The sequence below is a fragment of the Roseibium alexandrii DFL-11 genome (assembly GCF_000158095.2).
Classification (GTDB): domain Bacteria; phylum Pseudomonadota; class Alphaproteobacteria; order Rhizobiales; family Stappiaceae; genus Roseibium; species Roseibium alexandrii.
This window is the reverse complement of the sequence record NZ_CM011002.1, coordinates 609,356-620,312: the sequence shown is the minus strand read 5'-3', so window position 1 is coordinate 620,312 and position 10,957 is coordinate 609,356. Positions and strand designations below refer to the sequence as shown.

The following is a 10,957-nucleotide window of genomic DNA, read 5'->3' as shown; positions in this document are numbered from 1 at the left end:
ACCAAATGGCGTCAGTGGAGACCAATTGGTCGGTTGGTAGGGGCTTGGACAACGCTGTAACTTACAATGCGAAACTCTCAGGAGTGAGAGACGACCGCAGCTTCGAGCCGTTCCAGCGCGGTATCAAGCCGCGATCTCGGGCAAGCAAAATTCAATCGGCCGAAACCCGCACCTTCCTCTCCAAAAGCGATCCCTCTGGTGATCGCCCACCCGGCTTCTTCCCGCAAGAATGCGGTCAGCCGGTCAGTGTCCAGTTCCATTCCTCGAAAATCCAACCACGCAAGAAAGGTACCTTCCGGTTCGACGAGTTTCACGCGCTCAAGACCTGATATACGCTCGCGCAACAGGTCGCGGTTTCCGGTCAGATAGGCGATTGCTGCATCAAGCCACGGACCACCCCCGCGATATGCGGCTTCCATCGCAACAGAGGAAAAGGCGTTGTTCTTGTTCACGGTTAGGCGGCTGTTCTCCGCCTGCAAAGCTGCGCGCTTGTGATTGTCCGTCACGAGTGTGAAGGCCGCGCAGCAAGAAGCGATGTTGAAGCTCTTGGCGGGAGACAAGCAAACAATGGAGTTGAGGGAGTTTTCCTCGCCAAGGGACGCGAAGGGGACATAGGGGTGACCTGCAAATGTCAGATCACCGTGAAGCTCATCAGATACCACCAGCACGTTGTGGCGGCGGCAGATTTGACCCAATTGCTCAAGTTCTGCCCGCGTCCAGACCCTGCCGACCGGATTGTGTGGATTGCATAGGAACATCATCTGCGTGCGAGAATTGCTGGCAACCTCCTCCAGACCATCGAAATCCATCTCGTAGCCGCCCTCTTGCAGTCGCAAAGGGTTGAGCACGACACGTCGGCCATTTTCATGAATAATATCCTGAAAGTCGAAAAAAACAGGCGGTTGGATGATGACACCCGCGCCTTCTTCCGTGAACGTGTTAAGAACCATCGCCAGAGCGTTCAACACATTTGGCGCACGCAATATATGCTCCGGATCGACGCGCCAGTTATGTCGATCGTTGAGCCATTCCGTGAGAGATGGAAAAAGTCCATCAGGTACGGCCTCATATCCGAACACGCCATGAGCCAGGCGCCGGGTCATCGCTTCTCTTATGCAGGGGGCAACCTGGAAATCCATGTCCGCAACGCCGGCCTGGAACAGCTTGGGAGCATTGGGTCCTAAAACCCGAGTGTGCCATTTGAGCGCCGGCACTTCGGTGCGGTCGATAACCTCGTCAAAATTCCATTCGGTCATTCTTGGTACCGCTAAGCAACTGTGCCAAACTTGAGTAGAGCGTTCACGCCGCGTCCGATGCAATCTGGAACAGTGCGTCGCCCCGCAATACGTGGGCCATCGCACGCCGAGCCAGGATCATTCCGGCATAAGGGGAGACCACCACATCTGGGGTACGTCCCGGTGTTTCAGGATGATGGATCAGCGCGAGGGTCTCCCCCTCGGCGATGTCTTCAGCAATCTCTTTGACGGGCTCAAACACGCCGGGTTCATAGCAATACACCGATCCTTTTACATTCAGAACGCGGCTGCCGAGTGCGCGGTCTGGGACGAAATCTCTGATCATGCCGAGTGCGCCGAGAATGCGCTGCAAGCCACGGCTGGTTCGGCTCAGGATGTCTGGCGTGACGCGGGCGCCGCCGCCCAGCTCGGCCATCACATTGATCACCCCGTTGCGGTTCGCCGCCCCCATCGCCGTCCGCGCCGTGCTACCTTTCCCACCGCCGCCTGTGAACTTCCAAGTGTAGGGAAGATCAAAGGCGTCTTGCAACACTGTCAGGCCGGCCTCTTCTTCTGGCGAATGCGCGGGGCCGCGCAACAGTGTTGCTGGATAATCAAGAGATGCACCCCCGGAATGAAGATCGACCGCGTAATCCGCCATCGGCAGCAGCACGTCCTCATACCAGTGCGCGAGCATCTCGCTTGGAGTGCCGGAAGGACTGCCGGGGAAAAGCCGGTTGAGGTTGCCATGGTCAATGGGAGATGTCCGCAAGCCCGCTTCGGCAGCCGGAAAATTCAGCATCGGCAACAGAATCAGTCTTCCGTGTATGTCTTCGGCATTGAGAGACCGGGCCAACGATGACACGGCAATTTGTCCTTCATACTCATCGCCATGGACCCCGGCTGTGATAACAAGCGTTGGCCCCACGTTGTTCTTTATCATGGTGACCGGAACAGGGATCCAGCCATATGCGGACCGATGCACGGAATAAGGCACCCTAAGGTAACCTTGCTGTTTCCCATTCGCGTCGAAGTCGACTTCGCTGACAATAGCGCTTTGTGACATGGTGATCTCAATTCTCCGATGCTGGCTTCGGATTATCGCTACTCTTTCATCTGCGGCGGCTCAAGGCAGAGCCGCAGTTGAACGCGCGCGGCATCACGGGTAACAGCGACATTCGCCGTCTTTCAAGGCTATGAGTTCGGATTACTTCAGCTCGTTCAACATTGCCGCTCTGAGACAGTCTGCCCGAGACATCTTTTCGAGCCACCGCTGAGGGGGGAGGTAACCATATCGGGAATCAGCACGGGCTTAGAGCTCAGCGCACCACATGTCTTGGATGGGCTCTTTTAAGAGCTTTGCCGCAGTTTCCTGTAAGGTCTGCGGTGTGCCGAACGTGCCACTTGATGGCGGCGGCGCAAAAGTCCAGAAAGTTCAAGAACACATTGGGAAAGCGCACAGTGGCAAGCGGCTGCGCAGCGGTCGGCCCGGCAACCATCCGCCCGACCTGTGCCCTGCCCGGCTCAAACATCGTGGGATTTCAACCAGGCCCGGATCAAGTCTGAATATCGCTCCCCGGAAAAGCTCGGGAAATGCCCGCCGTGCACAATGCGAACCGGGATGTCCAAAAGCCGTTTCATACTCGCGATGTAGTCGTCCATGTCGGAATGATAGGTATCCTCGATCAGCGGGCCGTCGTACAAGATATCACCGGAAAACAAAATGCCGCTTGATTTTTCAAACAGCGCGATTCCGCCCGGTGAATGGCCGGGGGTGTGGATCACTTCGAAATGCCGGTCACCGAGATCAATCATGTCCCCATCTTCGACGATCCTGGTCGCGGGCGCTTTCTTTACGGCATAGTCGGTCGATGTGTAGGGAGATGGCGGCAATTTGGTGAAGATGTCATCGGTCACGTAAGGATCTGCGAGCGTGTTCTTCCGCGTTGGCAGTGCCAAAAGGTCCGCCTCGTCCTTATGGACGGTTCTGTGTTCAAACTCGTGATGGCAGCCGATGTGATCAAAATGGGTATGACTGGCGACAGCTTCCAACGCGCGCTCCGTGACAAGCGGGACGTGCTCACGCAAGCTGACCACACCCATGCCGCTGTCAACAAGCATGTCCTTGTCGCGGCCTCTCACATGCCAGATATTGCACCGGTAGAATGCCTTGATAAAGGGTTCGGAAATATACGTGACATCGTCGCCAAAGGACGAGGTTTCGTACCAGGTATGAGCTGCAGCAATGTCCATCTTTCACCTTGTCGCAGGAAGCACAACGGCGTCGCGCGCCTTAATCCTGATATCGAGTGTTTCGCCGACGTCAGGGCAGCCGGTCTGGGGAAGTTTGATGACAGGTCGGAAGCCGTCGACCTCCAAGTGGCTGAGTTGGGCCAAGTGATGGGTCCCGGCAAAGGTCAGCGTTTCAATCCGCGCGCGCCCCAGGCTGATGTCCCCGTCATGGGGCGGGCCAGTCACAAAATGTTCCGGCCGGATCGACACCATAACGGCATCCCCGGATGAAAAACGGTGTGACTTTGACGACAGGTTGAAACGGCCGCAGGCTGTCTCGATAAAGACCTCTGGGCCCGACTGATCGGCCACGCGCCCGTCGAGGAATGAACTCTGCCCCATAAAACCGGCGGCAAAGAGGGTCTTGGGTTCCAGATAAACCCGCTCCGGCGATCCGAGATCTTCAATCCTTCCCGTGTTCATCACAACGACCGTATCTCCGATCGCCATCGCTTCTTCCTGATCATGCGTTACGTGGATGAAGGACGTCTTGACCTCACGTTGAATGCCTTTGAGCTCGGCCTGCATCTGGTGCCGGAGTTTCAGATCAAGCGCGCCAAGCGGCTCATCAAGCAACAGCACTGTCGGTTCAACGGCCAGGGCCCGCGCCAGGGCGACGCGCTGGCGCTGTCCGCCCGACAGTTCATGCGGTTTTTTCCGCTCCTGGTGGCTGAGGCCAACAAGGTCCAGCATCGCTGCTGCGCGCCGGTTCCGTTCAGCTCCATCCACACCACGCATGCGCAAGCCAAAAGCGACATTGGCCAGAATGCTCATATGCGGGAACAGCGCATAATCCTGGAAAACCGTCGTCGTGGGCCGCCGGGCGGGCGCGACCGAGGTCATGTCTTGCCCCTTGATCAGCACCTGACCGGTGTCCGGGGTCAAGAACCCTCCAATCACGGACAAGAGCGTGGTTTTTCCGGATCCGGAGGGCCCAAGGAAAACCGTGTATGTGCCGGTCGGCACTTCCAGCGAGACATCGTTCAGCGCCGTGAAGGCTCCATAGCGATGGGTGACGTTTTGGACATCTACGGCAAGGTCGGTCACCTCGGCCTCCTTTTCCGCAGAACCATGAGTTCAACGGCAAACACCAGCACCACGGATATTGCAAAGACAAGGCTGCCGACAGCGTTGGTTTTGGGGTTAAGGCCTGAGCGCAGCAGGCTCCAGATTTCAACAGGCAAAGTCACGTCAAAACGGGTCAACAAGAAAGAAATGATGAATTCGTCCCAGGAAAAGGTCATGGACAGGAAGAAACTGGCAAGGAGAGCGGGCCATAACATCGGCGCGGTTATCAGTGCGATCACCTGCCATTCGCGGGCGCCAAGGTCTCGGGCGGCCCGTTCCATATTCGCCTGATGATCGCTCATCTGACTGTAGATAATCGCAAAACAGAGCGGCATGTTGATCACGACATGACCGATGCCCGCGGCCAGCAAGGACTTCGGGATCCCGACCGCGTTGAATGTGATGAGCAGACCCATCCCGATAATAAGATAGCTTACGGTCAAAGGTGCCGTCAAAAGGGCCCGTTGCAGTCCGCTGAGGGGCAGATGGAAGCGCGCGAGCCCATAGGCCGACAGGAACCCGAGAAGAACCGCGGCCAACGAAGATCCGATTGCAACGCTGACCGAATTTGCCAACGCCTCAACAAGCCGGCGGTCCGACAGGACGGCCTCATACCACCTGAAACTGAAGCCTTGAAACGGCGGAATTGGAAACCGGCCATCTTGAAAGGAAAACAGCACGAGAACGGCAACGGGCAGAAAGATAAACCCATAAATCGCCAGGGCATAAAGGACCGATGCAGCCGTTGAAACCCCCTTTGACCGACGCGCCATGATCAGGCCCTTTCCAGCCGGAGCCATCGGGCACAGAGGATATACGCAAGCGTCACAACGGCCATCAGGATGATGGCGAGCGCTGCCGCCGTCGGAAAGTCGGCACGCCGTCCGATCTGCAACATTATGACCTGGGGCATGAGGAGTTCATTGTTGCCGCCCAGGATTTGGGGCGTGATGTAATCGCCAATGCACAGCACAAATGTCAGGAACGCGCCGACCATGATGCCGGGCAGCGTGAGCGGCAGAACAATATGCCAAAAGATCCGAAACGGACCCGCACCGAGATCGGCCGCGGCGCGCCGATAGTTCGGCGGGAGTTGGACCAGATTGGCATAAATGGTCAGTGTGAGAAGCATGACAAAAAAATGTACAAATCCGATGACCGTGGCCGTCCGGGTGTTGGCCAGGCTCAAGGGCTCGCTGATCACACCAATGCTTAGCAAAGATTGGTTGATGATCCCGTTGCTGGAAAGAACAAGCAGCCAGGAATAGGACCGGACGACATAACTTGTCCAAAACGGAAGAATTGCGAGCACGAGGGCCAGCCGCTGCCATCGCCGGGGAACCTTTTCAGCCAGGATCCAGGCGAACGGATAGGCAAGCAAAACCGATGTGATCGTGACAACCGCTGTGACCTCAAGCGAGTTCAGCATTGCTTTTAGGAAATGAGCACGCTCGAAGAACTTCAGGTAATTGGTAAGTGTCCAGCTGGCAATCAGCTCGGTGCCAAGCCGCTCCCAAAGACTGAGGCCCGTCATGATGAGGAACGGGATCACGAAAAAGGCGATTGTCCAAAGCACGGCAGGAGCGACGTAGGCCACTGCGGCCATGTCTACCCGGCTTCTGCTTCGGTCAATCGCCATGTCCAAACATCCGTTCAATGCGTCAAGGATCTGCAAGCCTCAGCGTTGCAGGAACTCGGTCCAGACATCCTGCATTTCAGCATCAAGGGCCGCATCAGGCGCCGGATAAAGCTGCGAATTTGCGATGTATCCTTCCTGATCCTCCCACCGCAGCGCGGTTTTTTGCGCCTCTGTTAACTGTGTTTCTGCTTTTGAATTGGCAGGCATCGCCCAATAGCATGAGGACGTGGCCAGCCGGGCTTGGCCCTCTGGAGACAGGATATACTTGACGAATTCAACGGCCAGATCCTTTCGTTCACTGTCCTTGAACACGCCGATGGACTGAGACCACCGCACACCGCCTTGCTCGGGCAGGATCCAATCAAGGTCCGGATTGTCGGCACTCAAACCCGCGGTGACCCATTCGCCCCCGCCGACAAGAATATCAACTTCCCCGGTGGCAATAGCGGTTTGGCTGGAGACGACCTCGCCAACGAGTTTGGCGTTGTCCTTGATCTTGAACAGCGTGTCTTTGATCGCCGGCAGATCATCGCTCGACAGGTCTGAGGTGCTCTTGCCAAGCCCCATGGCCACCATGCCCATGACGGGCAGATAGTAGTCATAAACGGCAATGCGGCCTTTGTATTTGTCTGACCAAAGAACGGACATGTCTTTCATGTCTTCCGGGTCGACCTTGCTCTTGTTGAACGAAACCGTGTTGTAGCCAAACTTTTCGGACACAGCATAAACATTGCCGTCGCGCATATGATTGTCTTCCATGCGCAGTGCCGGAAAGATGTCATCCATCGGCAGCTGATCGGCCGGGAGCGGCGCAAGCAGGTCTGCGTCGATCGCACGAGGCACATCCACGCCGTCGATCACAAAAACGTCCCAGTCGCCAGGGCGGGATTGTTCGATGATTGCCAAGGCAGCACCGGTTCCCTCGTATTCCTTCAGGTTCACCTTGACGTTGAACTTTTCTTCAAATGGTGTGATCAGATCGGGATCGGTGTGATCGCACCAGACCAGCGCGTTCAGCTCATCCGCCGCTTTGGCGGTCATCGGCATCGCTGTGAACGCAGTTGCCAAAGCGGCGGCTGCGACCGCAGTTTTCAGAACTCTGTGTTTACCTGTCGTGATCATGATTTCTCCAATTCCGTCTGAAAGCGTCTCACCTGTTGGAACATTCAGGAATCTGTGTAGCGAACCCCGGGCAATACGCAGAGTAACTCGTACAGGAGGTTCGCCCCGACAAGGGCCGTGTTGCCGGACGGGTCGTAAGGGGGGGACACTTCGACCAGATCGGCCCCGACAACGTTCAGCCCCCGGCACCCCCGGATGATTTCGAGTGCCTGCCAGATTGTCAGTCCGCCGATTTCCACGGTGCCCGTGCCGGGGGCAAACGCGGGGTCAAGACTGTCAATGTCGAACGAGACATACGTCGGGTGGTCCCCGATTTTCTGCCGGATGGTCTCCATCAGGGGCACCAAGGACGTGTGCCAGCAGTCTTCAGCCGGGATGACCGTAAAGCCCTGGCGGCGGGACCAGTTGAAATCGTCTGGAGAATACCCCGTGCCGCGCAGGCCGATTTGAAACACCTTGTCCGCCGCAAGACATCCGTCCTCCAAAGATCGCCGGAAAGGGGTGCCGTGCGCGATCTTCTCGCCGAACATTTCGTCATTTACATCCGCATGGGCATCCACATGGATCAGGGCAACCGGACCGTGTTTTTTCGCGATTGCGCGGAGGATCGGATAGGTCAACGTGTGGTCGCCCCCCAGCGCAAGAGGGACCGCGCCGGTTTTCAGGACACTGTCAAAAGCGTCTTCAATCAGCGCCACGGACTTCTTGAGGTCGAATGTATTGAGGGCGACGTCACCGACATCTGCCACTTGCAGACTGTCAAAGGGAGCGGCTCCGGTCGCCATGTTGTAGGGGCGCAACATGCACGATTCCGCTCTGATCTGGCGCGGCCCCTGACGCGTGCCGGAGCGATTGGATGTCCCGATATCCAGGGGCACCCCGATAAAACACGCATCAAGGCCCTCGGCGGTGTCATGCACCGGAAGGCGCATCATGCTCGCATTGCCGCCAAAACGTGGCATTTGGTTTCCGCCAAGCGGCTGATTGCGGATCACATCGACCTCCAGACTGGACAATTTTTAAGCACGCCAATTATTTGGTCAGCCTAGAGCGTGACGTAGTTCGATAAAATAGGATATTATCAAAACTTGGTTTTGGTTTTATCAAGGTATCGGGCATGCGATTGGCAGGAAGCGATGTGCGGTTGCTCCAGGTGTTTGAGGCTGTTGCGCGCCATGGAGCGTTTTCCGCCGCGGAAGCGGAGTTGAACATTGGAACGTCGACCATTTCCAACCACATGACCGCGCTTGAAGAGCGTTTGGGGGTGAAACTGTGTCAACGCGGGCGCAGCGGGTTTCGCTTGACCGAAAAGGGGGAAATTGTACTCAGCAGCGCCCAAAGACTGTTCAAGGCCATCGGTGACTTTGATGCCGAAATCGGCGGCTTGAAGGGCGCGCTTGCGGGTGATCTGAGAATAGGCCTTGTCGACAGCATCGCGACAGATCCAAATTCGAAAGTGTCGGATGGGATATCAACGTTTCGCAAACGCTCAGGCGCGGTCACGCTCACCTTGATGCAGGACAGGCCCCAGGAGCTGCAGCAAAAAGTCCACGACGGAGAATATCATTGCGGCATCGGCAGCTTTCCGCATCTGATATCGGGCTTGGACGCCATTCCACTCTATGAAGAACGGCATTTTTTATATGCCGCTCAAAGCCATGCTTTGGTTGCGGGAGCGGAGCCTGTGACCACCGAGGTGCTGGCCGACCACCCGTTCATTCGCCGCGGGTATTGGCGGGCCTCTGATGAGAAACGGCTGTTGCTGGGACCGGTCGAAGCGACGGTCCATCAGATAGAACCGCAACTCATGTTGATCAGGTCCGGACAGTATCTCGGGTTCCTGCCGGAACATTATGCAAGGGCCTGGGTCGATGCGGGCGAGTTGAGCGCCTTGCTGCCTGACACACTGAACTACACCTGTACCTTCAGCTTGATCACGCGAAAGGGCTACCGGAAGACGGAAACCTTGCGGGTCTTTTTGCAGGACCTTTTAAATGCGCACAGCGCAAGACCACTTTGATCTTGTAATCGGTCCGTGGCACCTCGCCTTTATCCAATGACGTCTTGTCAATTCGGCGAGGCGGCGCTTCAGCCGGGCGCGGGTTCCTGCTAGCCAAACGTCACGAGCTCATCGGGTTGAGCCCTGCTCGAAGGACCGCTCGGGGCCGAACGTGCGGTCCTGATTTCTTGTCACGATCCCGGGACGCGGCCCACATCGGTCATGGATGGGCGACGTCGTAACAGTCCGCTAAAAACCGAAGACCTTTTGAGCCTGTGATGGCCTGATCCGGTCAGATGGCGTTTGACACGCGCTGTTCGGCGCCTCTCGCCGCATGGGCCAGCACAAGCGCAACGCCCGAAAAGCCGATCAGGATGGAAAGCAGTGTCGCGGGCCCGGGGATCGCGTCCAGCGCCACGCCCGTGGCCGCGGCGGCGCCTGCGCCCATCAGGATGGTGATGGCCCCCGACAGACCCGACGCCGTCCCGGCCAGTTTGGGGTTCACCGACATGACACCCGCATTGGCCGACGGCATTGTAAGACCGTTGCCGATGCCGATCGCAATCATCCAGGGAAAGAACGACAATGCATCCGCGCGTCCAAGGGAAAGGAGCAGCGCCGCGATCAGGAGGGCAACCAGGGTGACGAGCCGTCCGGTCATCATCAGCAACGACAGGGGAACCTTCTGGCCCAAGCGGATGACAATCCAGTTGCCCAGCATGAAGCCAACGGGCGGCAGTCCCATCACGACCCCGGTCCCAACGGGAGACATGCCGAAATACCCGGTTGCGACCAGCGGGATCCCGGTGATGTAGACAAAGAACACGCCGACGGAAAACGCCATGCAAAGCGTGTAGCTCCAGAACGCCGGGTCGGCGGCGAGCGCAGGATACCCCTTCAATTGGTCGCCAAAACTGCTGTGACGGCTTGCGTTGGTCTCACCAACGTCTTTCCAGGACAACAGCCACAAAGCGGCGGCGGCAAGGGCAAAGGCCCAGAAGGTCGATCTCCATCCAAAGCCGCTTTCCAGAAGCCCGCCAAGCATCGGCGCCAGCATGGGCGCAAGGGCCATGGCCATGCCGATTTCACCCAGACGGACGGCAGCGTTTTGCGGCGCGGCGCTGTCCCTGACAATGGCACGGGAGATCACCGCCGCGGTTGCGATGGCTCCTTGAACAAGGCGGAACACCATGAACACCCAGAAGTCCTCGGCCAGTGCGCAGCCGGCCGAAGCGGCCAGGAAGATGGTGACCGCGGCCAGCAGGACCGGCCGGCGGCCATACCGGTCGGACAGCGGTCCGGCCACGATCTGAAGACAGGCCGTCAAAACCATGTAGAGCGAGATGGACAGGCTGATGTCGGCATAAGACACACCGAAGTCAGCGCTCATCGCGGTCAGGGACGGAATGTGCATGTTCAGGGACACGATCGAGATCGCCGACAGCAGGATCAGGGAGATCTGGCGTGGCGGGGAACCGGCAGGACTGAGAACGGTCAAATTCATTGCACGGCCTCCAGCCGCGATTTTTGTGGCGTCTTTATGGATCAATCCGCAAGGGGGTTGGAGCAAGCCCACCCCGGATGCGCACCCTGTGACATATG

General features: G+C 57.6%; 10 protein-coding genes. 1 reads left to right on the top strand and 9 read right to left on the bottom strand.

Annotated elements, in window-relative coordinates:
- Nucleotides 1-77: 77 nt before the first annotated feature.
- The 8 genes from SADFL11_RS02900 to speB all read right to left on the bottom strand — a co-directional run bounded on the left by SADFL11_RS02900 (nucleotide 78) and on the right by speB (nucleotide 8,318).
- Nucleotides 78-1,256: a MalY/PatB family protein gene (locus SADFL11_RS02900; protein ID WP_008189282.1), complete on the bottom strand. Its 1,179-nt coding sequence runs from the start codon at nucleotides 1,254-1,256 to the stop codon at nucleotides 78-80.
- Nucleotides 1,257-1,299: 43 nt separating this feature from the next.
- On the bottom strand, nucleotides 1,300-2,301 hold the full coding sequence (locus tag SADFL11_RS02895; protein WP_040450723.1) for a succinylglutamate desuccinylase/aspartoacylase family protein: 1,002 nt from the start codon (nucleotides 2,299-2,301) through the stop codon (nucleotides 1,300-1,302).
- Between the two features lie 458 nt (nucleotides 2,302-2,759).
- Entirely contained in the window at nucleotides 2,760-3,488 is a 729-nt protein-coding gene (locus SADFL11_RS02890) for an MBL fold metallo-hydrolase (RefSeq protein ID WP_008191771.1), read from the bottom strand.
- Nucleotides 3,489-3,491: 3 nt separating this feature from the next.
- Entirely contained in the window at nucleotides 3,492-4,574 is a 1,083-nt protein-coding gene (locus tag SADFL11_RS02885; protein WP_008191547.1) for an ABC transporter ATP-binding protein, read from the bottom strand.
- Nucleotides 4,571-5,368, bottom strand: coding sequence for an ABC transporter permease (locus tag SADFL11_RS02880; RefSeq protein ID WP_040452216.1), 798 nt, complete (start codon nucleotides 5,366-5,368; stop codon nucleotides 4,571-4,573). Before SADFL11_RS02880 ends, SADFL11_RS02885 begins: the two co-directional genes overlap by 4 nt.
- 2 nt (nucleotides 5,369-5,370) lie before the next feature.
- The gene (locus tag SADFL11_RS02875; RefSeq protein ID WP_008196070.1) at nucleotides 5,371-6,234 is read right to left on the bottom strand and encodes an ABC transporter permease; all 864 of its coding nucleotides are present in this window, start codon (nucleotides 6,232-6,234) and stop codon (nucleotides 5,371-5,373) included.
- A 39-nt stretch (nucleotides 6,235-6,273) separates the two neighbouring features.
- Nucleotides 6,274-7,356 carry a polyamine ABC transporter substrate-binding protein gene (locus tag SADFL11_RS02870; RefSeq protein WP_008192409.1) on the bottom strand — a complete coding sequence of 361 codons (1,083 nt, stop codon included), beginning with the start codon at nucleotides 7,354-7,356 and terminating at the stop codon, nucleotides 6,274-6,276.
- A gap of 44 nt (nucleotides 7,357-7,400) precedes the next feature.
- Nucleotides 7,401-8,318, bottom strand: coding sequence for an agmatinase (speB, locus tag SADFL11_RS02865; RefSeq protein WP_050776124.1), 918 nt, complete (start codon nucleotides 8,316-8,318; stop codon nucleotides 7,401-7,403).
- 155 nt (nucleotides 8,319-8,473) lie between these two features.
- Between speB and SADFL11_RS02860 the strand changes: the two genes are divergently transcribed.
- Entirely contained in the window at nucleotides 8,474-9,376 is a 903-nt protein-coding gene (locus SADFL11_RS02860) for a LysR family transcriptional regulator (RefSeq protein ID WP_008196540.1), read from the top strand.
- Between the two features lie 271 nt (nucleotides 9,377-9,647).
- On the opposite strand, the gene SADFL11_RS02855 is transcribed toward SADFL11_RS02860, so the two are convergent.
- On the bottom strand, nucleotides 9,648-10,859 hold the full coding sequence (locus SADFL11_RS02855; RefSeq protein WP_008193667.1) for an MFS transporter: 1,212 nt from the start codon (nucleotides 10,857-10,859) through the stop codon (nucleotides 9,648-9,650).
- Between the last annotated feature and the right edge of the window lie 98 nt (nucleotides 10,860-10,957).